The organism is Frankia sp. AiPa1, assembly GCF_023243075.1.
Taxonomy (GTDB): domain Bacteria; phylum Actinomycetota; class Actinomycetes; order Frankiales; family Frankiaceae; genus Frankia.
The window spans coordinates 1-25456 of the sequence record NZ_JALKFZ020000135.1; the positions used below are offsets into that span (position 1 = coordinate 1).

At 70.2% G+C, this 25456-nt stretch carries 19 protein-coding genes and 1 pseudogene; 12 read left to right on the plus strand and 8 right to left on the minus strand.

All coding sequences use genetic code 11. The features are described from left to right. Positions 1 to 179: 179 nt before the first annotated feature. The 8 genes from MXD95_RS13820 to MXD95_RS13855 all read right to left on the minus strand — a co-directional run bounded on the left by MXD95_RS13820 (position 180) and on the right by MXD95_RS13855 (position 7984). Positions 180 to 1736: an MFS transporter gene (locus MXD95_RS13820; RefSeq protein ID WP_250641013.1), complete on the minus strand. Its 1557-nt coding sequence runs from the start codon at positions 1734 to 1736 to the stop codon at positions 180 to 182. Further along, entirely contained in the window at positions 1729 to 1896 is a 168-nt protein-coding gene (locus MXD95_RS13825) for a hypothetical protein (protein WP_250641014.1), read from the minus strand. Before MXD95_RS13825 ends, MXD95_RS13820 begins: the two co-directional genes overlap by 8 nt. Then, positions 1880 to 3154 carry an ATP-grasp domain-containing protein gene (locus tag MXD95_RS13830; RefSeq protein ID WP_250641015.1) on the minus strand — a complete coding sequence of 425 codons (1275 nt, stop codon included), beginning with the start codon at positions 3152 to 3154 and terminating at the stop codon, positions 1880 to 1882. Before MXD95_RS13830 ends, MXD95_RS13825 begins: the two co-directional genes overlap by 17 nt. Further along, positions 3151 to 4317 carry an ATP-grasp domain-containing protein gene (locus MXD95_RS13835; RefSeq protein WP_250641016.1) on the minus strand — a complete coding sequence of 389 codons (1167 nt, stop codon included), beginning with the start codon at positions 4315 to 4317 and terminating at the stop codon, positions 3151 to 3153. The genes MXD95_RS13830 and MXD95_RS13835 overlap by 4 nt, the downstream gene beginning before the upstream one ends. Then, the gene (locus MXD95_RS13840; RefSeq protein WP_250641017.1) at positions 4314 to 5648 is read right to left on the minus strand and encodes an ATP-grasp domain-containing protein; all 1335 of its coding nucleotides are present in this window, start codon (positions 5646 to 5648) and stop codon (positions 4314 to 4316) included. Before MXD95_RS13840 ends, MXD95_RS13835 begins: the two co-directional genes overlap by 4 nt. A 74-nt stretch (positions 5649 to 5722) precedes the next feature. Beyond that, positions 5723 to 6478, minus strand: coding sequence for a hypothetical protein (locus MXD95_RS13845; protein WP_250641018.1), 756 nt, complete (start codon positions 6476 to 6478; stop codon positions 5723 to 5725). A 56-nt stretch (positions 6479 to 6534) separates the two neighbouring features. Beyond that, a complete protein-coding gene (locus MXD95_RS13850; protein ID WP_250641019.1) occupies positions 6535 to 6858 on the minus strand; it encodes a 2Fe-2S iron-sulfur cluster-binding protein in 324 nt (107 codons plus the stop codon). Between the two features lie 694 nt (positions 6859 to 7552). Beyond that, complete coding sequence (locus MXD95_RS13855; RefSeq protein ID WP_250641020.1) at positions 7553 to 7984, minus strand: hypothetical protein; 432 nt, start codon at positions 7982 to 7984, stop codon at positions 7553 to 7555. 774 nt (positions 7985 to 8758) lie between these two features. Here MXD95_RS13855 and MXD95_RS13860 point away from each other — a divergent pair. The 12 genes and pseudogenes from MXD95_RS13860 to MXD95_RS13915 form a co-directional block, all read left to right on the plus strand. Then, a pseudogene (locus tag MXD95_RS13860) lies at positions 8759 to 8887 on the plus strand (short-chain dehydrogenase); the annotation flags it as partial. 158 nt (positions 8888 to 9045) lie between these two features. Next, entirely contained in the window at positions 9046 to 10458 is a 1413-nt protein-coding gene (locus tag MXD95_RS13865; protein ID WP_250641021.1) for an ABC transporter substrate-binding protein, read from the plus strand. 212 nt (positions 10459 to 10670) lie between these two features. After that, positions 10671 to 12434, plus strand: a complete 1764-nt coding sequence (locus MXD95_RS28955) for a diguanylate cyclase domain-containing protein (RefSeq protein ID WP_250641022.1) — start codon at positions 10671 to 10673, stop codon at positions 12432 to 12434. Between the two features lie 661 nt (positions 12435 to 13095). Then, positions 13096 to 13815 carry an iron-containing redox enzyme family protein gene (locus MXD95_RS13875; protein ID WP_250641023.1) on the plus strand — a complete coding sequence of 240 codons (720 nt, stop codon included), beginning with the start codon at positions 13096 to 13098 and terminating at the stop codon, positions 13813 to 13815. Continuing rightward, the gene (locus MXD95_RS13880) at positions 13805 to 14464 is read left to right on the plus strand and encodes a hypothetical protein (RefSeq protein ID WP_250641024.1); all 660 of its coding nucleotides are present in this window, start codon (positions 13805 to 13807) and stop codon (positions 14462 to 14464) included. The genes MXD95_RS13875 and MXD95_RS13880 overlap by 11 nt, the downstream gene beginning before the upstream one ends. A gap of 11 nt (positions 14465 to 14475) precedes the next feature. Further along, positions 14476 to 16845, plus strand: coding sequence for an efflux RND transporter permease subunit (locus MXD95_RS13885; RefSeq protein ID WP_250641025.1), 2370 nt, complete (start codon positions 14476 to 14478; stop codon positions 16843 to 16845). Further along, positions 16842 to 18704 (plus strand): AMP-binding protein, encoded by a 1863-nt coding sequence (locus MXD95_RS13890; RefSeq protein WP_250641026.1) that lies wholly within the window; start codon positions 16842 to 16844, stop codon positions 18702 to 18704. Before MXD95_RS13885 ends, MXD95_RS13890 begins: the two co-directional genes overlap by 4 nt. A gap of 122 nt (positions 18705 to 18826) precedes the next feature. Then, positions 18827 to 19480, plus strand: a complete 654-nt coding sequence (locus tag MXD95_RS13895) for a hypothetical protein (protein WP_250641027.1) — start codon at positions 18827 to 18829, stop codon at positions 19478 to 19480. A 507-nt stretch (positions 19481 to 19987) separates the two neighbouring features. Next, positions 19988 to 21460 (plus strand): NtaA/DmoA family FMN-dependent monooxygenase, encoded by a 1473-nt coding sequence (locus MXD95_RS13900; RefSeq protein WP_250641028.1) that lies wholly within the window; start codon positions 19988 to 19990, stop codon positions 21458 to 21460. Further along, on the plus strand, positions 21457 to 22533 hold the full coding sequence (locus MXD95_RS13905; RefSeq protein WP_250641029.1) for an LLM class flavin-dependent oxidoreductase: 1077 nt from the start codon (positions 21457 to 21459) through the stop codon (positions 22531 to 22533). Before MXD95_RS13900 ends, MXD95_RS13905 begins: the two co-directional genes overlap by 4 nt. A gap of 102 nt (positions 22534 to 22635) precedes the next feature. After that, positions 22636 to 24201: an ABC transporter substrate-binding protein gene (locus tag MXD95_RS13910; protein ID WP_250641030.1), complete on the plus strand. Its 1566-nt coding sequence runs from the start codon at positions 22636 to 22638 to the stop codon at positions 24199 to 24201. Between the two features lie 152 nt (positions 24202 to 24353). Beyond that, entirely contained in the window at positions 24354 to 25433 is a 1080-nt protein-coding gene (locus tag MXD95_RS13915) for an LLM class flavin-dependent oxidoreductase (RefSeq protein ID WP_250641031.1), read from the plus strand. Positions 25434 to 25456 lie beyond the last annotated feature (23 nt).

Consider the following 25456-nt stretch of genomic DNA (forward strand, 5'->3'; position numbering starts at 1 on the left):
GCCGGCATCCCTCGGGCTTGCCGGCATCCCTCGGGCTTGCCGGCATCCCTCGGGCTTGCCGGCATCCCTCGGGCTTGTCGGCATCCCTCGGGCTTGTCGGCATCCCGGGGGCCTCCCCAGCACCCCGGGGCGCTTGCCGGCGCGCCGGCGGGCTGGGTTGCTTCTCGTGGATCTCCGACTCACGGCCGGTTGCCCCGGTGAATCTCACTGTCCGTGTTGGTTTTCGGGGGTGGTGGGGCTGCTGGTGCGTGGGATGTCGCTTCTACCGGGTAATATTTCTGATTTGTTCCTTCGTAACCCTGTAGAAGCGACACGGAGGTTTTCCGGGGCCGGTCCGTCGTCACGCGCTGCGGCGAGCAGGGCGGTGGCGAGTCGGCGGTGGGGAGAGCGCTCGCTGGCCGTGACGACCGGAGCTGATGGTGAGGGCGCGCCACCGCCACCGGCACGGCGGGTTCGGCCGGGCGGGCCGTCATGGCCTGCGCGCGCAGCGGGCGCAGCAGCAGCGCATAGGCGGGCCAGGCCAGCACCACGACGGCGAGGAACAGCAGCTGCACGGGCAGCCTGGTGCCGACCACCGCGACCAGCCCGCCGGCCAGGGGCAGTGTGCTCTGGTTCAGCAGCACGATCAGGCTGATGACGCGGCCCCGTTCGGCTGCGGCGATCCAGTGCAGCCGTTCGACGCGGATGAAGACGTTGAACAGTCCGGTCATGCCGATGCACAGGCCATAGCCGAGCACATACAGCGGGAACAGGCGCGCGACCCCGATCAGGGCCGCCCCGGCGGCGCTGCCCAGGAACGACAGTACGCCGACCTGGTAGATGGTCAGGCGGCGCAACAACCACGTCATCGACAGCAGGGTGACGATCGAGAACACCCCGACCGTGATCTGCAGCGTCGCGAAGACCGTGGTGTGCTGGTGAAAGTGCCCGACAGTCAGGGGTGCCCCGGTGGCCATGGCGAGACCCACCATCAGGTTGGCGACCATCGCCAGCCCGACCAAGGACAGCAGGATCGGCGCCCCGGCAAGGCCGCGGATGCCGACCCGCAGGTCGCCGACCACACTGCGCCGCGGGTCCACCGAGACATCCGCGGCTCCTGCCCCACCCGAGGCTCCCGGCCCACCCGCGCCACCCGCGGCATTCACGGCGTCCGCGGTATCCGCGGTCCGTGCGCCGAGGCCACGCACTGCGGAAACGCCGCACGCGCCCACCGCGAACGCCGCCCCGCTCGCCCACAGCAACTGCGTCGGGGACGCCCAGAGCAGGATCAGCCCGCCCAGTGCCGGTCCGAAGACTCCCGACCCACTGTTGATGATCTGCAGCACGCTCTGGGCGCGGGCCAGGTCCTCCTTCGCCACCAGCCACGGGATGGTCGACTCCAGCGCGATGAACGTCTGGGCATAGCAGAACGCGCACAGCGCCATAAGCGCGGCGGTCAACGCGAAGGTATGCCCTGGCCACCTGGCCAGCGCCAGGACGGTGAGCAGGCACGCGGCCGCCCGGATGCTGTCGCTGACCGCGTAGACCCGGCGTCCACCGAACCGGTCGGACAGCACCCCGGCCAGCGGCAGGGAACCAAGCCGTGGCAGCCATTCGACCAGGAACGCGAAGCCCGCCAGCGACACGCTGCCCGTCGTGGTGTAGATGATCAGGGGCACGGCGAACTGCAGTACCTGATCACCCAGCGTCGACAGGACGCGGGCGCCCAGGAACACCCGCAGCCGCCAGCTACCCATGCCCCCACCCCACGATGACCACGACGCCGCCCAGGACGATGACCATGGCGGTGTCCACATCGGTGCCGGCGGCAGCATCCAGGGCAGCAGCATCCAGGGCGGCGGCGTCCTGGATGGCAGTGTCCTGGATGGCCATGGGAACGTCAGCGGACGCGGACATCGATGTCAATCCGTTCCTCGATGGCCGCGCTGAGCCGGTCGAGGCGATCCAGCAGCGTCGCGGCGGTGTCGGCGACCAGAATGATCTGCCCGACGAAGCCGGCGTTGTCCGCGATCTCGGCGCGCACCCGCTGCCCGGGCGACGCGCGGAGCCCGCCGTCATGCAGCGGGATGCCGAGCTCGTCCGCCACCGCCGCGACGTCCGGGGTGGAGACGACGACGCCGTCCCGCGGCGCGCGCAGCATCCGGATGCCGCTCACCGCCTGGGCCCGCGGTCGGCTGGGCCGCATCGCGTCGCCGGTCGACCAGCGCAGCCATTCCCGCCATGGATCGAAGCCGGGAAAGGCGAGCCTGGCCAGATCCCAGATGTGCATGCCGCCGGGGCGCAGGTTGGTCTCGACCGCCGCGACCCCCCGCTCCAACAGGAACAACTCGGTGTGAAATGCCCCGTTGGCCGGGGACACCAGCTGCCGGACGTGGGCGCCGGCCTGATCGAGCAGAACGGTCTGGACCTCGTCCAGCGGCGCCGGCACGACCTGCTGGAACTCGGCGCGGAACCGGCCCGAGGTGGTGCGCTTCTCCGTCAGCCAGTGCGCGCCGCCGACGAAGTCCCAGCTGTATTCGCGGGCGCCGGTCACGAGCGTCTCCACCATCACGCCGTGGTCGTGGTACGGCGCCAGGGCCGTCCACAGGGTCGGGCAGGCGGCGAGGTCGGGCACGAGCTGGCAGCCGCGACTGTTGCCCTCGCTGGTCGGTTTCACGAACGCCGTGCCGCCGAAGCGCGCGACGGCGGCCTCGAACTCGGCGAGCGAGCGCACGACCAGGCTGCGCAGCGGCGTGTAGCCGGTCGGATGGTGGGCGCACGCGGCCTCGACCGCGCGGAACCGGTGTTTGTCCAGGCCGATCGCCGCCCGGGTCGGCCCGGCGCCGGGCAGCCCGAACCGCGCCGCCAGATGGGCCCCCATCACGACGCCGCGGTCGGAGAACGGCAGCACGCCGATCGGCCGCAGGCCGTGGCGCCTCAGCCGCGCGGCGACCCGCTCGGCCACGGCGGCCGCATCCGGCGTGTCGGCCAAGCCGAGCTGGCCGAGCGGGGCGGCGATCACGACGTCGGCGGCCGCGTCGTCCTGTGGCCTCGGTTGGTCCGTGACCAGGACGAGCCGCGCCCGGTACTCCTGGTGGCACAGGTCGCGTAGCTTCGCGACGTCGTAGACGCGGGTGTTGTTGTAGCCGGTAAGGACGAAGCACGCGGCGCTCATGCCGACTCCATGACGGCCGTCTGCGTGCAGATCTCGGCGAGGGTGTCCCGCAGCTCCTGGGGGGTGCCGCGGACCATTCCGGACAGCGGTGTCGCCGCCGCCGCGTAGCTGATCTCGCCCGCCCTGGCCGCGGGGCGATCGTTGTGCACGTAGGAAACCAGGCGCCCGGCGAAGCGGTCCGGGTCGAAATCGACGCTGGTGCCCTGGGCGCGATGGTGCGCCGGGAAGACGAACCAGCCGTACCAGTGCGCCGAGGGCCGCGTGGGGGGTTCGTCGATGTCGCCGAACAGTTGGTGTGCCAGGTCCACCTGGTAGAGGTTGACGCCGGTGCGCAGCTCGAACGTCTCCGCGACGCCGGCGCCGCCGACCCGGCTCGCCGTCTCCAGGAACAGGAACCGGCCCTCGCCGTCCCGGATCAGCTCGAAGTGGAAGGCGCCGTCGCGCTGGCCGAGCACGGGCAGCGTGCGGCGCAGCAGCGCGAGCGCGTCCGGCTCGTCCGGTGTCTGCGCGGAACCCAGTGGGCTGCCATGGGCGAAGTTCAGACAGTCCCCGATGTAGACGCTGCTCGTCACCGCGCGCACGGCGCCGCCGCGCAGGTAGCCGTCGAGATGCCAGATCTCGCCCGGCACGAACTGCTCGACGAACACGTCGGACGCCGCCCCGCGCCCGGCCAGGCGGTCGAGAATCTGCCGGGCATCGCCGGTCTCGATGCCGGTGCTGGACGCCTCCAGCCGAGGCTTGATCAGATACGTGCCGGTGGCGGGCGGGTCGCGGCGGAAGTCCGCGACGGTGCGGAACGCCGGCTGGGGGATACCGGCGGCCGCGGCGCGGGTGCGCATCAGCCACTTGTCCCGCAGCGGCGCGATGTCGGCCGGCTGGTCGCCGGGGATGGCGAACCTCGCGCGCAGGTACGCCGCCGGCAGCAGGTCATATTCGGAGCGGGCGATCAGCCGATCCGCCGTGCCCAGCCAGTCGGCGTGCTGTGCGGCCAGCGCGTCGACGTCCGCGGTCGGGGTGGTCAGGACCCGGCGGTCCGCACCGGCCGGCAGAGCATCGGTCGTGCCGGTCGCGCTGAGGTAGCGCACGACGTGGCGGCCGTGGTCGATGGCCAGGTCGTAACGGATCTTCGTGAAGGGGATGCGGTGCAGGATGACGATGTTCATGGTCGATAGCCGATCTCCAGATAGGACTCCGTCTCGACGATGAAGTCGGCCAGCAGGTCGGGGCCGAGCGCGGTGACGTCCCACAGCGCCTGGCCGACGAAGATCTCCCGATCGACGGATGGCAGCGTGCCGCCCTCGTGGACGAGAACCTTGTCCTCCACGACCTCGATCCGGCCCGGCCGCCGGCTCAGCCGGGCGATCTGGCGCCCCGGCTCGCCGAAGAACACCCGAAAGAAGGTCCTGCGCACACCGTCGACCGTCGGCTCGTCGCCCGCCCTCCCGCCGGCGACCGTCTCGCTGGCCGCTGGTGCGTCGGCCGTCCACGGGTCGGCCGGTAGCTGGGGGGCGTCCGCGACCAGCAGGTCGATCCACCGGCCCAGCAGGTCCACGCCACTGTGCAGCCGCGTGCTGGGGACGATGTACGCGCCGCCGATCCGCGGATTGACCTCGACGATCTCCCAGACGCCCCCGCTGGTGTACCGGGCCTCGACGTGGTGCACGCCGGTGTCCACGCCCAGCGCCTTCAGCACGAGGGTGACGTGGTCGACGCCGTGCCCGATCACCGCGGCGCCCAGCGAGACGGGTGGGCAGGCGCAGGCGTTCTCGAGTACCGTCCGCCCGGACTCACGCAGGTCGACCTTCTCGTGCACCGCGTGCACGCTCGCCGAGCCGTGCTCGACGCTGACCTCGAAGCTGCACTCCACGCCGTCGATGAACTCCTCGATCAGGAACGACGGGGCGCCCTCGAAAGCGCCGGCATAGGCGACGTCGCGCGCCGCGCGTTCCCAGAGCGCCGCAAGCTCCGCGGCGCCCTCGATCCGGTCCGCGCGCAGCGCGCCCAGCGAGGCGAACCCGGTGCGCGGCTTGACGAAGTATCGGGACGGGTCGGTCAGGGCCGCATAGCGCTCGGTGTCGAACGGCCAGGCCGCCACCTGCGACAGACCGTGCTCCCGAAGACGTTCGCGCATCCTCAGCTTGTCCCGCAGCCCGCGGACGGTCTGTTCGGTCAGGTCGCCGACGCCGAGCGACCGGTTCGCGGACGCCATCAGCTCCCGGTAGGCGTCCCAGACGGTGAGACAGCCGAGCAGCCGGACACCGGCCGCCGACAGCCGCGTGAGCACGGCGTCGACGTCGGCGGGCCGCAGGCAGTGGCCGTCGGTGACGTCCAGCGCGGCGACCTGCGAGCGCCAGTGCGGTGCCCCGGCATCCTGCGCGGGACGCGACGACAGGACGTAGGGGGTGATCCCACGCTGGCGCAGGGCGTCGGCCAGCGGCGCCACCATGGATTTGAGCTGGTGCGAGAGAAGGAGAAATCCAGGATTCCCAGCCATGTCGATAATCCGTTCTCAAAGGACGCGGGCCGGGCCGGCGGCAGGTGCGGTGGACCGCCGTCGACCCGGCGGGATCAGACCAACTGCAGATCAGTGGTGCCGAAACGCTCATAGAGGTCCACGAAGAACTGCCTGAGCAGCTCCTGGATCTCGTCGAAGTAACGCTTGATATCGACGATGTCCTGCTCGCTCTCGACGAAGAGACTGAGTATGTCCCACATGTCCTGGGTGTGGTCCTCGACGAGATCCGTGTTCAGGTGCGCGGCCTGACCGACGATCATGTCCTTGCCCAGTGATGTGGACATGGCCTTGATCTGCTTCGGGGTGATCTTCTGTGTGGTGTATTCCACCAGATAGCTGTAGCAGATCACGCCGAGCACCTTTTCGTGCTCCGCGACGAAATACAGGTAGCCGGCCAGCAGGCGGGTGTAGAGATTCGGCTCGGTCGCGAAGATGTCCTGGGCGGACAGACCCACCTTCTCGGCGTCCTTCATGAACAGGACGTCGTGCAGCATTTCCTCGTCCTGATAGGCGGCGTAGAGCTTGGCTGCCTCGGCGTTGACGCCGGTGATCTTGTGAAGTGCGTAGGACTGCGCGGTGCGCATCAACCGGATCCGCCAGGCATGCTCGATCAGCGTCTGCCGGTAGTACTTGAGGTGGATCTCGGTGCCCTCGAGGTGCCGCGCGAACGGCACGGTCGCATTCCACTGTTCGATCTTCGCGTCCAGGAAGGTGTCGATGTCCTGCTTGGCCCGGGCGCTCTCGCCGGGGGAGAGGAACGGCTTGCGGCGCAGCAGCGCGCTGTGGGTGAGGCGGTTCGAGGTCTGCATGCCAGTGCTCCCGGTGCTGGTAGATGCTGGTAGATGGCGGACTCGGGGATTTGTGCTCAGTGGACTTCGGCCAGGACGGCGTCGCCGTACGCCCGGCTCTGACAGGCCAGGCGCATCGCTGGACTGTCCTCGCCGAGGAGCTCGAAGAGCCGCTCCTCCCGCGCGGTTCGCGGCGACAGGTTCTCGCCGCCGCTCACGATCCGCACGGCACAGATCCCGCACCTGCCGGATCTGCAGCCGAACGTTATGATGTCGTCCATCTCGGTCAGGTCGACGTAACCATCGAATTCGACCTTTTCATCGGCGTTGACAAATTTCAGACTTGGCATTCGGCACCTCCAGGTCAGCAGGTCGGACGGGCCGCCGGGCCGGCCAGGCACAGAACGGTCGTCGACGTTATTCTCAACTCCCCGCGCAGTGATTCCTGCAGCGCTCTGGCCCGGCGCTTCCGCGCAGGAGAGATCTGGTTCCTCCTATTTGGATAGGCTCGGTGGTTACAAGATCTGCTGGATCGCGTCTGTCTCGGCACCCGGCAGGCTCTCCCGGGACATCCCGAGCAAGGGAACGCGACGCTGGTTTGCAATCCGACTTCAGGGAGCGGCAAGAAACCTGCCGGAGCCGTATCCACCGTCGCTGGCCAGGAGGTTTCCGCGACCTCCCGCCGGCTGACCGTTCTGGTGGCGGCGGCCATCCGCGCCACAACCATCCGGTTGCCGTCTGATGAGGGATTACGTGAATTACTTTACGCGCCGCCCCGAGAATGATCGGCTGACCCGGCGTCGCGCGTCTGTCCAGGAGCCGACACGTCAGTCCGCCGGTCACCGCGTCCGCGCAGGCCTGGAAGGCGGCGCGGACTCGGGCGGTTCCTGCGGGCGTTGGCCCGGCATCCGCATGCAGAGCGGTCATCCGCGCGAGGGCCGTCTCCAGCCTTTCGGCGGGTATCGGCGACGTTCGTCGTGAGATCGGGGTCAGCCGGGTGCGCGTCTCGGGTCGCTCGCCGTGGGACGAGCAGGTCACCGGTGGCGCCGAGGGAGTCCGCGAGTGCCCGTGGCAACTGCGTCGCGTGGCGTGTGGTCACAGCGACAGGTCCAGCGAGACAGTCGAGTCGAACACGTGTTGCGCCCCGAATGCCACCGCCGAGTCGTTGCGGCCCGCGGCTCGGCCTGGAGCCTTCCCTGAGTGCCGTCCGCAGGTGCCGCAGCGTCTGCGCGCGCCGTGCCGGGCGGCGTCGTAATCCGGCGTCCCGATCGCCTCGGGCTGGTCGGCGAGGCCGGTCGGCGCCGTCGCCGCCGCCCGTCGCGCCGGCACGTCGCACGCACGCACGAGCAGCGTCGCGACGGCCGCCAGCCCGGAGATGCGCACCGCGATCGTCCAGCTGGCCCCCGCGACCGCCACGCCGATCGCGGCGGACCCGGCGAGGCCGGCGCCCACCACCGGCAGGGCCCGCGCCCGGAACGCCAGGGCCGTAGGAGGCGGCGAAAGCGCCGCACGTCGCCAGCAGCCCATCCTGCGGCCTTCCGGTCGCCTGCCCCACGGTCAACGGCACGGCGAACGCGCAGACGACTGCCATCCGCAGCCGCCCCCGCGGGCGGGCGACGCCAAAGGCGGCGCCGAACCGGCTCGGGCCCACGGGCGCGGGCACCGGGGGACGACGCGGCTCGCTCGCGCGGGCGGCGGCGGGACGCGGCGGGACGCGGGACCACGTCGCCACCATTCTCCAGCCGGTCCGATCCACCACCACGGGTCCGCCGGATCCCTCGCCATGCTGCTCACTCTGCGTCGAACAGTGCGGTGCCGATCCGTGGTGGTGCGGTGAACGGTGCCCCGTACCGGTCTGGTCGTCCTTGACGTCCCTGCCGGGCCCGCCGACGACGATGCCGAAGATCGGCTCCGGTGCGCCGGCGGCAGCGCCTCTTGCGGCAATCTCGAAACATATAGATGTTATTCGGGGGATGCGGTAGAACGGCAGGTGAGAGCCGCGTAGGGCCCGCCGGCTACCGAATTGGAGGTGGGAATGACCGTCCGCATCGGGCAGGGGTTCCGGCTGGGCGGGCCCGGCCCGTGACCTTCTTGGCTGTGAGCAGTGGTGGCCCGCGATGACGTGGTCAAGGCCGACCGGCAGGGATGTCCAGCTGGTGCCAGTCGGCCGTAGCCGGCCGGCACCGTCAACGGACAGTGAGCGGTCGCCGCGGAGCTGCTGCCGCGTGCTGGCGCAGACCCGCGGATGAAGCGGGTCGTGGTGGTCGGGGCATCGAGCGGCCTGGGGCGCTGTGTCGCGCTTGGCCGTTCCTCGGTGGTTACGCGGCAAGCAAGGCGGCCCTCGACAAGCTTGTCGAGGCATGGTCGATCGAGCATCCCTCGGTCGGCTTCACCCGCCTCACGATCGGGGACTGTCTGGGCGGCGAGGGTGGGCAGCGGATGTTGATCGACGGCCGGCTCGTCGACGCCGGGGGCGGCCGTGTCCTCGAGAACATCAACCCTGCGACGGAGTCCCGCCGAGCGGATTCGCGTCTCGAACAGTTGTCGGCCGGCCACACGGCCTGCCACCTACATCACGAAGGACCTTGATGAGACTGTCCGCACGATTAACCATCCGGCTCCTCGCGGCGCTGGCCGCGGCCACGGCGATCATGGCCACGTCGGTCGCCTGCTCGGACGACAAGGACGGCACGACCACCGCCGGCACCCCGACGAACCAGACGAACCAGACGAACCAGACGAACCAGACGAACAGTGTCGCCGACCTCAAGGCCGGGCCGGCAACCGGCTGGAGTGACGGTGGCTACCAGCCCGACCTGTCCAAGCTGAAGTGCGGCCAGAAAGCCTCTGACCCCCACCGGGGAGTCACCGACACCGAGATCACCATCGGCGGCCTCGCCTACCTGACGAGCCCGTCCGGTGCCTCGATGGTGGGCACGGACGCCGGCGCGAAGGCCCGGTTCGCGCGGGCTAACGCCGAGGGCGGCATCAACGGCCGGAAGATCAATTATGTCGGTACCCTCGACGACGGCAACGACCCGGCCCGCGACAGCTCCCAGTCCAAGGTACTGGTCAACCAGAAGAAGATCTTCGCCGCCGTGCCCGTGATGACCAGCGGCGCCAGCTACCTGGACACGTTCTGCCCCGAGACCGTGCCGTTCTTCGGCTGGGGCTTCAACTCCGGCTTCTGCAACACCTCGATCGGGTTCGGCATCACCGGATGCCTGCTCCCCGGCAAGGACCTCAAGGCCACCGCGACCGCCTACGGCGTCATGCTCAACGCCATCTTCGGCGGGAACGCGACCGGGAAGACGGTCGCCCTGGTCGGCAATGACGACGACTCCGCCCGCACCGGCGTGGCCTCCATCGCCCGGCAGATCAAGGCGGTCGGCATCAAGGTCGTCTACCAGGAAACACCCATACCCGATGCCGGCCTGACCGACACCACCCCGATCGTCAGCGCCATCATGACGGCGAACAAGGGCGCACCCCCGGACGTCGTGTTCTACGGCACCGACTTCACCGCCACCACGAAGCTCACCGAGGCGCTTGACGCCGCCGGATACAAGGGCAAGCACCTCAACACCGTCGGCTATGATCCCCGCCTGGCCGCCGCCAAGCTGCCTGGCCTCGAGGGCGCCTACACCTCCCTGCAGTGGCAGCCCGGCTCCGACACCTCCGTCGCGGCGATCAGGAAGCTGACGGCCGACATCAACACCTATGCGCCTGGCACCGCCATCAGCCTGCCGACGATGGCCGGCTACTGGGCAGCGGACATGTTCGTCGCCGCCGCCACCAAGGTCGGCAAGGACCTCACCGTCGACTCCCTGCTCAGGACCATGAACAGCGACTACTCCTACAGCGTCGACGGCGCGCTCCCCGAGTCCCGCTGGCCCATCGGCCACTTCCTCGCGACACCCTGCGCGTCCGTCGTCCAGCTCAACGGTGACAGGTACGGCATCACCAGGCCGCTGTCCTGCGGCTCCTACACGGCCGGATAGCGCCAGCGGTCCGCGTGGCGGCCTCCTCCTCCCGGGCACGGGGCGGGCGGGCCGTGCCCGCGCGCGGACCGCCACGACCCGCCCATCCGTACTCCCGTACCGGCGGCGGGTGGCGCCCCCGGCGGACATCGTCGGTCGGCGGTCGATCGGACCGCCTGCGCAGCGCAGCCCTCCGACGTGTGCCCTGGTCGGATCTGGGCCACGCTGAGGTGGTGACCTCGCATCCCGGAGTGTCGGCGGAGCAGGGCGGCCCCCCCGCGGCCGCCGGGCGGCCACGCCCGGATCGTCCGGACGCCGCCGCGTGGCGGCCGTGGCCGATGGACGGTCTGCGTCCGCCGCCGCGGGGGGTGGCGGGGCCGGTCGGCGAGCGGACCTGCCGGCGCGTCGCCGTGGGGGTCGTCGTGCTGCTGGCGGCGTTGCTGATTCCACTGCTGCTGCTGCTGGGCGGGCGGAGCCTGGTGACGTTCGAGGCGGCGGCCTTGCTGGTCAGCAGCCTGGTCGGCATCGTCCTGGGCGGTGTGGCCGTGCGGCGTACCCACGGGGGCGAGCGACTGTGGCGGCTGCTGCTGGTCCTGTTCATGCTGGGCCTGCTGGTCGGCGGGGTGCACTGGTGCCTGATGTACGTGGTGCGGGCCAGCCGTGTTCTGGTCCCGTCCGCCCTCGACGGCGCGTATCTGTTACCAAACTTGTTCGTCCTGGTGGCGCTGCTGCTCCTGCCTGGCCGGCCGTTGGATCCGACGCTGAGTGACCGGGCCCCGCCGTCCGAGGACCGGTCGCGGTTGGTCGCGGCGATCGTCATGGTGCTGGACAGCCTTGTGATCGTGACGGCGATGTTCCTCATCGCCTGGACAGCGTTGCTGCGCCAGGTGGCGCACAGCGGCATGAGTGGCCTGCCGTTTCTGATCTCGCTGGGTTATCCGGTGTCCGGGACGCTGGTGATCGTGACGCTTCTGCTGGTCGTGATCTTCCGTCGGCCGTACAACGGACGGGCCCTCGTGGTCCTCACTGTCGGGTTGCTCGCGCTGAACGTCTCGGCCACGTTGTTCGTGCGCCTGACCGTGTCGGGCATCGTCGACACCGACCGGCTCGCGCCGTACTGGCTCGGTCCGATCATCGCGCCGCCGCTGATGGCACTGGCGATGCTCATCCCCGGGCGGCCGGACCGGCAACGCCATGCGCGTACCCGGGGCGGGGATGTCGCGGCGTGGGTGCACAGCTATCTGCCCTACCTTCCGCCCGCCCTCGCCGCCGTGCTCGTCATTCCCACCATCAGCCGCGGCGACCAGGACTCCACCACCGCGCGGCTCGCGATCGTCCTGGTCGTCCTGGTCGTGGCCCGCCAGATGATCATGATTGGGCAGAACACCCGGCTGCTGATGCGGGTGCGGGCGGCCCAGTGGCGGCTGCGCTACCAGGCCCTGCACGACCCGCTGACGGGCCTGGCGAATCGGGCCCTGTTCTCCGCCGAGCTCGATGCGGCGGTCGAGGCGCAGCGTACGTTCGCCCAGCCGGTGGTCATGCTGTTCTGCGATCTGGACGAGTTCAAGGCGGTCAACGACACCTTCGGGCACGCCGCCGGGGATGAGCTGCTGCGGGCGGTCGCCGGACGGCTGCGTGGCCTGCTGCGGGCGGACGACGTGGCGGCGCGGATCGGGGGTGACGAGTTCGCGGTCCTGCTGGGCCGCTTCGAGGGTGAGCCGCGGGCGGTCGGCGCGGCGATGGCCGGGCGCATCACTGCCGCGATGAGCCCCACCTTCCCCCTTCAGGGCATGGCGCGCCGTCTCCAGATCAGTGTGGGGGTCGCGGTGGCAGAGGCGGACACGCCCGACGTCACCGCCGAGGGGCTCATGCACCGGGCCGACATGGCGATGTACCAGGCCAAAAGCCGGCGGTCCCAAGAGCCTTCCCGACAATGCGGCGAGGGCGAGGGCGAGGGCGGGAGCCGGAGCCGGAGCGGCATCGAGTGCGGGCGGTAGCGGCGCCAGCGAGTGTGACCGCCGCCAGCGCGGTGCTGACGAAGGAGTAGGTGATGCTCGCGGTGGGGGTGCCGTCCGGGGTGAGGTGATCCTTGGCCGCGAGATAGTCGGGCCGGCCCTTCTTGGCCCACAGCGCGCCGAAGGCCGCGAGGTAGAGGCTGCCATAGCCGACGGCGATCCACAGCGTCGAGACGCGTGGCGCGGCCGGCACGACGTTGTCGGACGTCGCCGCGGACCTCGGCATCACCCGACCCGCCGCGCACAGGCCAGGAACTGCGTCGGTACCTGCGCCGTTGGGTGGTGCTGGCCGCATGGCCCGATGCCGGCCGGACCGCACCAGCCCGGACATCCGCCAGGCGGCAATCCCAGTCCCGACCGTCGGACCAGGCAATCACGAAATCAGCAAGGTCCACTATCGGGTAAGCGACACCGGGGATCGCTGGTGCGGAACGTGGACGTTTTGTCACTATGGGGGCCAGCGGCGGGAGTTGACGCAAACAGGTGCCTTTGCCCCGGTTGACCTGCACGGCGGTCTGCACCGGTCAACCGGATCTGTTGCGGCTCCTCGCCGGATTCCTCGTCACCATCTCACTCCCAGGGGCCATCCGTGCGCGCAGACCTTGACCTCCTCGCTGTAGTGTCAGAGCCCGACGACGGGCCAGTGGGGACCGAGACCGATGACCTTTTCGATCAGTTGGACGGTGCGATCAGCCGGCTGTGGGCACAGGCCCGAGACGGCGCATTCTGGCGGCACGTGACAGCGCACGGGTTCGACCGCGATCTGTACCGGATCACGATGACGCAGATCTACCACTACACCCGGCACAACTCGGTGAACCAGGCGATCGCGGCCTTTCGCGCCGAGCCCGAGCAGATCGGCCTGTTGCGCTTCGTCTACAGCCACGCCGGGGAGGAACTGGGCCACGAGAAACTGGTCCTGCACGACCTGCGGGCGATCGGTCTGCTCGGGCCGGACGAAGATGTCGACGAGCAGCCACTACCGGCGACCGACGCGCTGGTGAACTACCTGTACGGAGTCGCCCTGCGCGAGGGTCCAGTAGCCCGTCTGGGCTACTCCTACTGGGCGGAGACGGTCTACGAGCACATCGGGCCGATTCTTGGCAGGGCGCGGACCTCGTTGGGCCTCGATGACCGCCAGATGGCCTTCTTCGTGGCTCATTCGGAAATTGACTCCAAGCACGCCGCGGAGGTACGACACGCGATCCAACGCGCGGTCACCTCGCCGGCGCAGGCGGCGGCGGTCCTGCGAGTGGCCGTCACGACCCTGTGGCTGACGATCTCTTTGCTGGATCAGTCCTACGCGCAATGGGTGCTCCGGCGCGACGCTGCCGGCCGACAGGCGGCCAACGGTGGCCGCTAGTCTGCCCGCCCCGCGGGCCGCCGAGCCAGAACTGGTCCACTGCGAGTCGGCACTCGACTTCCAGCGCGCGCGGGACCTGCGCGAAGCCCTCTTCCGGTCCCGGCGGGGCATTGTGTTGGACGGCATCCGGGAGTCCCGCCGGGACGCCGAAAGCCACGTCTTCCTGCTGTCGTCCGGCGGCGTCGCGGTTTCCACCACCCGAGTCCAACCGTATCCGTCGGACTTGTCGGACCTGGTTGGTCTCAGCGTCGACTCGACCGGACTGACCGGCCAGCCCGCGGATTCCGAGGTCGGCCGGTTGGCCGCGCTGCCGTCAGCGAGCGCCGCCCGCTATTCGCTGCTGTTGATGGCGCTGGGGGCGCGGTGGCTGCTGGACCACACCGACCATCGCAGCTACGTCGCCTACTGCCTGCCGCAGGTACTGAAGATCTACCGACTGGTCGGCGCGAAGGACACCGGACAGACCTGGATCGTGCCGGGGCAGAGCCACACCCACCGTGTCATCGTCGGAACGTATGCCGACGCCGCCCGGCTGGGTCTGGCAACACTGCAGCTCAGTGACGCCGAGGCGAACAGCTTCATCCGTCAGCGCGGCGTCGTCCATCATCAGCCGGTCGGCCTGCGGCCGGTGACCGGCTCGTGGAGATGACAAGCGCGCCGGTGCGAACGGAACGGACCGGAAACGGCGGGCGCGCCGGCCGGGTGTACGACCGTTTACGCCGCCGCCGTGGGCTGGTGGTGGGTTGCCTGCTCCTCGGCGTCCTGGCCGGGGCGGCCGGCACCCTGCACATGCGGATGGACATGTCGTTCCGCCCGGTGTTCACCGGCGACGACCGGGAGCTGGCCCGCACGGCGGCGTTCGAGCGGACCTTCGGCGACCAGGGGTTCAACGACCTGGTGGTGATAGCGGACGTCGGCTCCGCGGCCGATCCGGCCACACTCGGCCAGGCGCACGCCCTCGCCGATCGGCTACGCGCTCTACCCCGGGTGACGCTGGTGCGTGACCCGCTGACGTTCCCCTTCTACGACCGCGCCGGTCGGCTGCATGCGGACGGTGTCGAGGGTGAGCTGGCCCGGGCCCGGACAGCCGCCGAGCGACAGGCGGTGGTGGACGCGGTGCTCCAGTCCGCGCCGGCCCGACGCATCGTCTTCGGCGACGGCGGCCGGCAGGTCGCGGTCACCGCGAGTTTCGATATCCCGAACGCGTCCTTCTCGACCTGGCACAGCACGGTGGGCCAGGTCCGCGCGGTGGTGCGGACCTGGGGCCGGCAGACCGGGATCGCCACCCAGGTCACCGGATATCCCGCCGTCGAACAGGTCTACGCGCACGAGGTTCTGGTCAGTGTGCTGCGCAGTATCGCTGTGCTGCTGGTCATCATGCTCGTCATCCTGTTCATCTATTTCCGCCGGATACCGGACGTGGTGACCTGCCTGGCGGGCGTCACGCTGTCGGTGCCGCTGGTGCTGGGCGTCATGACGCTGCTGGGTCAGCCGTTCTCCATCGTCAACAGCCAGGTGCTGACCCTGGTGCTCATTGTCGGCATCGCCGAGGCCCTGCATCACCAGCAGGAGTACCGGCGCCGGCGGGAGGCCGGCCGCGACCACCGGACGGCCAATCGCGAGGCGTTTACGATTCTGGCCTGGCCGGCGTTCATGACCGGCCTCGCCACGACCGCCGGCTTCGCCGCGCTCCTCACCGCGAAGATGACCGCGATCTCGTCGTTCGGACTGTCCACCGCACTGAGCGTCGTCATTGTTTACCTGGTTAACTGGCTGACCGTCCCGGCGCTGATCGACCTGTTCTACCGGAACACTCCGGCCACCGAATTCCGCCGTTTCGACACCTCGGCGACGGAGACCGTACTGCGCCGTGCCGACGGGCTGGTGCAGCGTCGCCCATGGACCGTGGTGACGGCGTTCGTGCTGGGCACGGCCGTTCTGGGACTTCTCGGCGCGACCGGCCTGAGCATCGACCAGAAAGTCAACGAGGAACTGCCGAAAAGCCATCCGGCGGTCCGTGCGCAGGCCACCTACGAACGGCAGTTCGCCGGCTTTCTCGGCCCCCAGCTCACCATCACGCCGCGCGCCGGCACGGTGGTCGGGCTCCAGACACAGCTCGCCGCCCTGGTGAATCGGATCTGCGCGATGCCGCAGGTACGTTTCGTGGCGTCCCCGCTGGACCTGGTGGCGCAGCCACCGGCCACCGCGGGACGGGACGGGTCCGGCTGCGAGCGCCGGCCAGGCGACCTACGCGTCGCGTTGGCGGCCCGGCAGGGCCGGGCCGGGGCGGATATCCGCAGTTTCGCCGAGTCGGTGCTCAGCCAGTCCGGCGACGCGGCCGCGATCGTCATTCGGGTTCCGGACATCGGCACCGCCCGGTCACTGCCCTTCGCCCACCAGGTCCTGGCCGCGGCCAGGCAGTCCGTGCCCGACGCCGACGTGCGCCTCGTCGGCGAATGGTGGCTGGCCCAGCAGGGAATGCACAGCCTGTCGTTCGAGATGATGCTGTCCGCCGTCACGGCGCTCGCGCTGATCCTGCCGGTGATGTGGTTCGCCATCCGTGATCGGAGACTGTTTCTGGCCGGGATCGTGCCCACCGTGTTGCCGGTATTCGCCACCCTCGGCTTCATGGGCCTGACCCATATCACCGTCCGTATCGGGACCGCGATGATCCTGGCGATCGCGCTTGGCCTCGCCGCGGACGACACCATCCACCTGTCGGTGCGCATCGCTGACCGGGTCAGGGCGGGATCGGACCCGGCCAGCGCGGTGAACGCGACCCTGCTGCGCACCGGCCGGCCGGCGAGTTTCTCGTCGTACGTCCTCATCGGTGGCTTCGCGTCGATGATGGCCAGTTCGCTGGTGGCGCTTCGGGAGATGGGCATGGTCGCGGCGTTCACCATGGCGTTCGCGCTCGCGACCGATCTGCTGCTCGGTCCGGCGCTTTACCTGTTGCTCGCTCGTGGCCGGAGCAGACGTGACCCGGTCCAGGCCGTTGCCGGGCCGCGACTCGAGAAGGTGGGAGTATGATCACCCAGCCTGGCCCGCTCGACGCCGGCCGGCAGCCGGTGACGGTGCGCTCTCTGCTGGTCGACACGGTGCGCGCTCACCCGGAGCGCCCGGCGATCACCTTCTACCGTCCGCCGACCCGGACTGGACGGCACCGAGGCGCCGGCTGGCAGACGTTGACCTGGCACGAGTTCGCCCACGTGCTGCTCGATGTGCTCGACTGGATCGAGCAGGACCTGGCCGGCGCCCGAACGGTGGCGATCCTCGCCGAGACCGATGCCCGCTACCCGCTGGTGGAGCTGGCGCTGGGCCTGTCCGGCCGGGCCGTGCAGCCGCTGTATGTGACCTCCACCGACGAGGAACTGCATCGTGCCCTGCAGATCACGGGCGCCGACGCCCTGCTCGTGGGTCGCTCCCAGCGCGAGCGGGTGGACGCCGGGCGGGTGGGAGCGGGGCGGCCGGTCGTCGACCTGGACAGCCTGGTCAGGCTGCCGGGCGACGCGGGGACGCCGCCGACCACACTCGCCGCGGACGTGGAGCCGTTCGACACCGCGGCCGTGCGAGTCCGGCTGGCCGCGCTGGCTGCCCGGCCGGCCGGCGCGGCGCTGCTCTATCTGCAGAGCACCGGCACCACCGGCCCGGCCCGGGTGATCGAGGTGTCCGAAGCGGCGATGACCGCCTCGATCCTCGCGGTGCGTGACCAGACCACGGTGGCGTTTCCCAGGTTCCTGTCGTTCCTGCCGACCGCGCACATCTCCGAACGGCTGGTCACCCTGTATGTCTCGGTCGCGCTGGCCGGGCACACCTGGTACGGCGGCGGGCTCGAGACCCTCGCCGCCGACCTGGTGGCCTGCCGCCCGACGGTGCTGCTCGCCCCGCCGTTGGTGTACGACGCGATCCGCCAGCAGGCGCTGGCGACGGCGGCCGCCAGCGCGCCGGGCCGCCGGCTGGTCGCCGAGGTCCGGCGCACCGCCGACGGCGCGCTGGCCAGCGGCCGGACCATGTCGACCAGGCGCCGGGCCGGCGCGAGGATCTTCGGTTGGCAGCTGCGCCGCCAGGCCGGCCTCGGCCGGGTCCAGGACGCCTTCGTCGGCACCGCGCCGGCGTCGGCCGACCTGATGGCCTGGTGGGAGGCGGTCGGGCTGCCGTTACGTGACGTCTATGGGCAGACCGAGGTGGCCGGGGCGACGTCGATCTCGAGCCGGCGCGGCGCCCCGTACGGAGCGGTCGGCCGCCCGCTGCACGGTGTCGAGGCCACACTCGACGACGGCGGCGAACTCCTGGTCCGCAGCCCTTCGGCGTTCACCCGGTACGTCGCCGACGAGGCGGCGACCGCCCGCACGATGCCGGACGGGTGGCTGCGCACCGGCGACCGGGCCGTGATCCGCGACGACGGCGAGATCGTGCTGGTGGGACGGGTGCAGTCGCTGGTGACCGCCTCGGACGGCACCGTCGTCGACACGGGTGTGCTCGCGGCCCGCATCGCCGCCGAGTTCGGTCCGGCCGACGTGGTCCTGGCACCCGCTGCCGGTGACATCGGCAGGAATCTGTACCTGGCGGCCCACCCCGCCGGGCAGGACGAGCACACGCTGCGTGAGTCGGCGTGGCTGGACCCGGCGGCCGACGGTGACGCGCGCTGGGACCGGCTGGCCACGCTGCTGGCCGAGGCCGACCCCCACGCGGTGATCCGTGGCATGGCGCTGTTCGACGGAGCGTTCACGCTGTCCACCGGCGAGGTCGGGCCCACCGGTAAGACCCGCGGCTGGCGCATTCACCAGCTACGCCACCGCAACCTGCGGCCGCGGGATGCGATCGCGACACCTACGGCCCCCGAACCGGATCTCACCCCGGCCACGCCGGACGCCGATCACGGAGCCTGACGGGTGGGTAGGCCTGGGTCAGGTCTTGCGACGACGGGGCGGAATCTGGCCGGGAGGCGAGCATGTGGGCAGGACGGGCGGGTCGGCGACCAGCCGGCGTCCACTGGTGGAGGGCCGTTGCGGTGGCGGCGTCGCTGGCGGTGCTCGCGGGCTGTGCCAGTGCGGGGCGGACCGGCGTGCGGGTCACCGGCGCGCCGGGCGGCCAGGTGACCCAGGTGGTCAACCTGGCTCCGGTCGACCGTCGTGGACAACCGGCGAGCGGCTGGACCGTCGACGGGAGCGATGACGATCCGGGCGCGCCGATCGACTGCGGCGACACCAGCCAGGCGTACCCGTCGCCGGCCGCGGTCAGCGGCGACATCTACTACTGTTCGCCCAGCGCCGCGTCCGCCGACACCTGCTGGCCGACACCCCAGGCCCGCCGGATGCTCTGTCTGCGCGACCCGTACTCGCGCACGCTCACCAGGCTGACCGCCCAGTCGCTCGTCGCCAGGGTCTCCCCACCCAGGCACCCCGTCCCGCTCGCCCTGGTCCTCGCCAACGGAGACCGCTGCCGGCTGCGCGACGGCGGGGCCTGGAGTTCCCCGACCAGCCAGCCGAACTATGTCGGCTACTACTCCTGCGGCCCGCGTGACATCGTCTGGGCGCCGCAGCAGTCGACCACCGGGGGCATAGACCGGACCGGCAGCCGCTGGACCGTCCTGGTCGGAGGCGTCACCGGCCCCCTGTCCACCGTCCCGGTCACGACGGCCGACTTCGCCACCACCGCTGCCTGAGCCACGCTTCCGCGCCGTCTTGTTCGAGAAAACATCACGAGTCGTGATGGCTCGTCATCACGAAATGTCGTTGGACATCGGGTCGTCCGCACCGCATGCTGACCCGTATGGCCCAGCTGACCGGCGTGCTGCTCACGTGGTGTCGCTGGCTGGATTTTGCCCGCGGTCAGGCTGCCCTCTGTAGCTGACCTTCGCGGGGTCCTGATTCTCCTGGCGCGCCGCCGGTCGGCTGTGCGCCCTTTCTCTCGCTTTTCGTGATCGGCCGCTGCGTGGCCGGTGCCTTCTCAACGTATTGAAGGCACGTCTCGACCGCTGCCATCGACCCTCCCGTCTTCCTGTCATCCGTCATGCCCGTTTTTCCGTCCCCGCGGTCCGGCTGGCTGGCTCACGTATGCCTGTCGAGCCCGTCAGGGCTGCCGTGCCGAGTCGTAAGAAGGCGCCGCACGTCCTGCTGAACGTCTGAACCGTCCGAACCGGCCCCGTCAGACCAGGGAAGGAAACCGACACATGACCCGATCGCTGCATCTCGCGCTGAGTGCCTACGGCGTCGGCGGCCCCGGCCAGCACGGCCTGTGGAAAGACCCGCGGGTTCCGAAGAATGCCAGCATCGACATCGACTACTACATCCGGCAGGCGAAGATCGCCGAGGCGGCGCTGTTCGACGCCTATTTCATCGTCGACAGCCAGTTCATCAACGCCACGTATCCGGCGCACTATCTCAGTCGGCTCGAACCCCTCACGCTGTTGTCCGCCGTCGCCACCCACACCCGCAACATCGGCCTGGTCGGCACCGCGAGTTCCACTTACAACTCGCCGTTCAATCTGGCCCGCCGGTTCAGTTCCCTGGACCACATCAGCCGCGGCCGGGCCGGGTGGAACGTGGTCACGAGTTTCGACACCGGCACGGCCCGCAACTACGGCCTCGACGAGCATCTCGACTACCCGACCCGCTACGGTCGCGCGCTGGAGGCCGTCGAGGTGGTGCGCGGCCTGTGGGACTCCTACGAGGACGACGCGTTCCCCGCCGACGTCGAGCGGGGTGTCTTCCTCGACCCGACCCGGCTGCACTCGCTCGACCATGTCGGGGAGCACTTCCGGGTCGCCGGGCCGCTGAACCTGTCCCGCTCGCCGCAGGGCCAGCCGGTCATCTTCCAGGCCGGGGTATCCGAGGAGGGACGTGCCCTGGCCGCCCGAGTCGCCGAGGGCATCTACGCCCCCGGCGGGACGATCGAGGAGTCCCGGGCGTACTACCGTGACATCAAGACCCGCGCCGCCGCGCTCGGCCGCGACCCGCGGGGCGTGGTCATCCTCGTCGGGGCCAGCCCGGTCGTCGCCGACAGCGACGAGAATGCCTACCGGCTGTCCCGGGACATCTTCGATGCCGACAACGACTTCGACCGCAAGCTGGGCTTTCTCGGCCGTGCCTTCGGCGCCTACGACTTCGGCCAGCACGACCTGGATGCCCCCTTCCCCGACGTCGAGCATCTGGCCGAGCGCGGCGGGCGCACCCGCGGCCTGGAGATCGTGCGGCAGGCCCGCCAGGAGGGGCTCACCCTGCGCGAGGTCGTGGAGACGGTGACCGAATACTCGCCGTCGCCGTTCACCGGCGCCCCCGACACCGTCGCCGACGTCATCGAGCAGTGGTTCCTCACCGACGCGGCCGACGGCCTCAACCTGCGCTTTCGGACCCTGGAGGAGCTGGAGCGCTTCACCGCCGACGTGGTGCCGCTGCTCCAGCGACGTGGACTGTTTCGCACCGAGTACGACAGCGACACCCTGCGCGGCAACCTTGGCCTGCCGATCCCGGCCAACCGGCACACCGTCCTGCGGGAGCACCGGGCGGCACCTGCGGGGTCCCCCGCGCCCGCGCGGCCGCTTCCCGTTCCCGCGCCCGCGCCCGCGCGGCCTCCCGCGCCCGCGACGGCCCAGAGTGCCTCCCGGCCGGTAGCCTCCCGGCCGGTGGAGGGGGCGGTCCAATGACCAGTCCGGCTCCGGCCACACAGCGGCCGCGGTTCCGGCTCGGCTTCCTCACCCACGTCGAGGGGCACGGCGACGCGAGGGCTACCTACCGGCACGCCCAGGAACTCTTCGTCGCCGCCGACGAGCTCGGCTTCGACGTCGGCTGGGTGGCCCAGCATCACGTCCCGCTGCTCGGCGGCGGGCTGCCGTCGCCGTGGACGTTCCTCGCCCACGCCGCCGCGCTGACCCGGCGCATTCGCCTCGCCACCGCGATCACCATCCTGCCGCTGGAGGATCCGGTCCGCCTTGCCGAGGACGTCTCGGTCGTCGACACGCTCAGCGGTGGCCGGGTGGAGCTCGGGGTCGGCAGCGGCGCCAGCGAGCTGGAGTACGCCGTGTTCGGCCGGGACGTGGCGCGCCGCCGGGAGCTGACCAGCGAGGGTCTGGCGGTGCTGCGCCGGGCGCTCGCGAACGAGGAGGTCGGCGCGCCGGGCTTCACCATCCAGCCGCCGGTCGGTGACTTCACCGACCGGATCTGGCAGGGCGTCTTCAGCGAGGCCGGGGCCCGGCACGCGGCGCGGTCAGGCTCCAACCTGCTGCTCAACCGCGCCACCTACGGCCACGACGCGCCCACCGACGAGGTGCAGCGGCCGTGGGCCGACGCCTACCTCGACGCCTGGGACCAGCCGCACGCGCCGCGTGTCGGGCTGTCCCGGTTCGTCTTCCCGGCGGCTGACCGGCGCACGAGCGTGGCCCTGATCGGCGCGGACGTGCTCGCCGCGGCGCGGCACTTCGCCGAGCGCGGCGCCTTTCCGAAGGACATCGACACCGCCGAGGCCCTGCGCCGTTTCCACAGCTTCCACGGGCATCCCGAAGAGATCGTCTCCGAGTTGCGGCGGGAGAAGGTGCTGCCGGTCGCCACCGACCTGATCACCCAGTTCAACCCCGCGATCATCGAGCACGACACGGCCATCCGGGCCCTCGAGCTCATCGCCACCGAGGTCGCGCCGGCCCTGGGCTGGACACCGGCACCTCCGGCGGATCCCGCGTCCCCGTCCGTGCCGACGGTCGAGCCATCGGTGGCGGGAGTCTGATCCGGACCGGAGATGTTCGTCGTATTTCCCTGCGTTCTGGGTCCGCGTCAGTACGACTACTGCGGGCCTGCTCTCGTGATGAAAAGCTGAGGGATTCCTGGAATGAAAAGATCGATCCGTCGTCGCGTGCTGCGCCTGTTCATGCTGCCGATATCCATGGTGCTGGCCGGTGCTCTCGTGGCCGCGTGCTCCGGGTCTGGGGGCGTCACCACCGCCAGTTCGAGCGGTGATTCTGGTGTGATCAAATGGGCGTATATCAGTGACTTTCCCAGCTGGGACCCGGTGGTGGTCGGGGCCACCGGGGCCACCCAGGTCCTGTCGACGATCTACGAGCCGCTGTTCACCCTGGACGCGCAGGGAAAGGTCCAGCCGGCGCTTGCCACCGGCTGGGAATACAACGGCACCGGCACCCAGATCACCGTCACCCTGCGTTCCGGCCTCACCTTCCAGGACGGGTCACCGCTCAACGCCGAGAGCGTCGCCTACAACGTCCAGCGACTCAAGACGCAGAAGAACTCCGCGCTGAAGGCCCTCTGGCAGGACGTCGTCTCGGCGACGGTCATCGACGACACCCACGTCCGGCTCAACCTGAAGCAGGCCGACTACCAGCTCCCGTTCATCCTGGCCAACCGCTCGAGTCTGCTCGCCAGTGAGCGGGCCGCCAAGGCGGACGTGTCCGCACTCAACACGAACAGCCCCGTCGGCGCCGGCCCGTTCAAGGTTGTCAAGCTGGTGCCGGGATCGTCCGTAACCCTCGAGAAGTGGGATGGCTACTGGGCGGCCAAGGACATCCACGTGAAGCGCATCACCATCTCGCTCAACGTGAACCCGGCCACGGTCCTGTCCGGCCTGCAGACCGGGGTCTACAATTTCTCCACCAACTTCTCCGCCCAGAACGTGGCCCTGGCCAAGAAGAGCGGTCTGAACGTGGTCGCTGACGTGAGCCGCGGGTGGGGCGCGTACTTCCTGAGCCTCAACGTCAACAAGGCGCCGTTCAACAATCCCAAGGTGGTTGCGGCGGTCCAGAGTGCCATCAACCGCAGACAGCTCGTCAGCCAGCTGGGGTTCGGGCTCGCCAAGCCCACGGTGCAGCCCTTCTCGTCAACGTCGCCGGCCTATAATTCCGCTCTCGACAGCGAGTACACCTTCAACCCGACCAAGGCCAAGCAGCTGCTCGCCGAGGCGGGCTACCAGCCCGGCTCACTCACCATCGAGCTCGACATCATCACCAACCAGTTGAACGCGGCGAGTGAGCTCCTTCAGCAGCAGCTGCAGGACGTGGGCATCAACATAAAGATCAACGCGCAGACGGTCAGCCAGTTCTATACCGGCTACTACGGAAAGACCGACGTGTTCACGCTCTACGGCTGGGTGGGCCGGGACTCGAAGCTCGGCGCGCTCGACGACCAGTTCGGCCCGGGCGGCATCCTGAACCTGAGCGCGCCGACCAGCTCGCCGCAGTACGCCGCCGCCCGCCAGAAGGTGCTGTCGACCCCGCTGGACGCGCCGAACTACCAGCAGGTCCTGCAGGCGGCGACCAAGGCCGGTGTCGAGGGCGGCTCGAACATCGCCCTGTACAGCACGCCGAACATCTACGTCACCGGAAAGTCGTTCTCCGCCTTTCCGGTGGTCGACGGCAGCTTCCGCTGGATCGGCCTGACCGTCTGACCGTCCCATCACCGAGTAGGCGGCCGACGGATCCCGCGCTGATCCGCGGCCGCCTACTCGGCAGGCCGCCCGGCCCGCTCGACGCGTCCGCCGCTGCCGGATTCCCTGTGGCTGCCTGATCGTCGGTCCACCGCGCACACCGAGGAGAACCCATGCCTGTCGACAGTGCGGCGTCGACGACACCGAGCCCGGCGCTCGCCCGCGGCCTCGATGCCCGAGGAGAACTCTCCGTGTTCCTGAGCACGCCGGCCGGAGAGGATCCCGGCCAGGTGTACCGCGAGGCCCTGGCGGCCATCCAGGACGCCGAGACACTGGGCTACTCGTGTGCCTGGGTGGCCGAGGCGCACTTCAGCTCGCACATCGGTATCCCCACGGCGCTCGGACTGCTCGCGGCGGCAACCCAGGTGACCGATCGCATCCGGCTGGGAACAGCGGTCGTTCCGCTGGCCTTCGACAGCCCGCTTCGGCTTGCCGAGACGGCCGCACTGGTCAACGTGCTGAGTTCGCGGCGCCTGGAGTTCGGCGTCGGCAAGGGCAACCCGCTGGGATTCTCCACCGACGCGTACAACGCCTTCGGGCTCCACGAAGGCGACCGGGACCAGCTCTTCTCCCGTTCCCTCGCCGCGGTGAAGAACGCACTCGGCGGGCCCATCGAGGCCGGTGACAAGCGGGTCGCCCTGTATCCGCCGGCCGGCGACCTGCTCGATCACATCTGGCAGGCAACGGGTGATCATGCCACCGCGGCGGCGGCCGGCGCCGCCGGCGACGGCCTGCTGCTGTTCCGCTCGACTCCGGACGGTGCGGCCGGGGACGTCCAGTCCCCGCTCATCGACAGCTACCTGACCTCGTTCCATGCCCGGAACACCGGACCGCGGATCGGCGTCTCGCGGTCGGTGCTGCTCGGATCGTCGCGCCGCGACGCGATAGCGCGTGCCACCGCGGACTTCGAAGCGCGTGCGGCCGAGCATCCTCGTCGCCCAGAGAACACCGACGCGACGTCGGTCGAGAAGTATCTGATCGACAGCGACATCGCCTTCGGCTCGGCGGACGATGTCGTCGAGACGCTCAACCACGACGCGGCGGTCAACCGGTCGTCCACCTACCTGTTCAGCCTGCCGTTCGCGGCGACCGGCTCACCCGCGCACCGGGAGGGCCTCGAGGTGCTCGCCACCGAGGTCCACCCGCGGCTGCGGCGCCGCGACGACGCGCTCACGCCCCGGTTCGGGGGCTAGCCGATGGCGATCGCGGTGGCGCC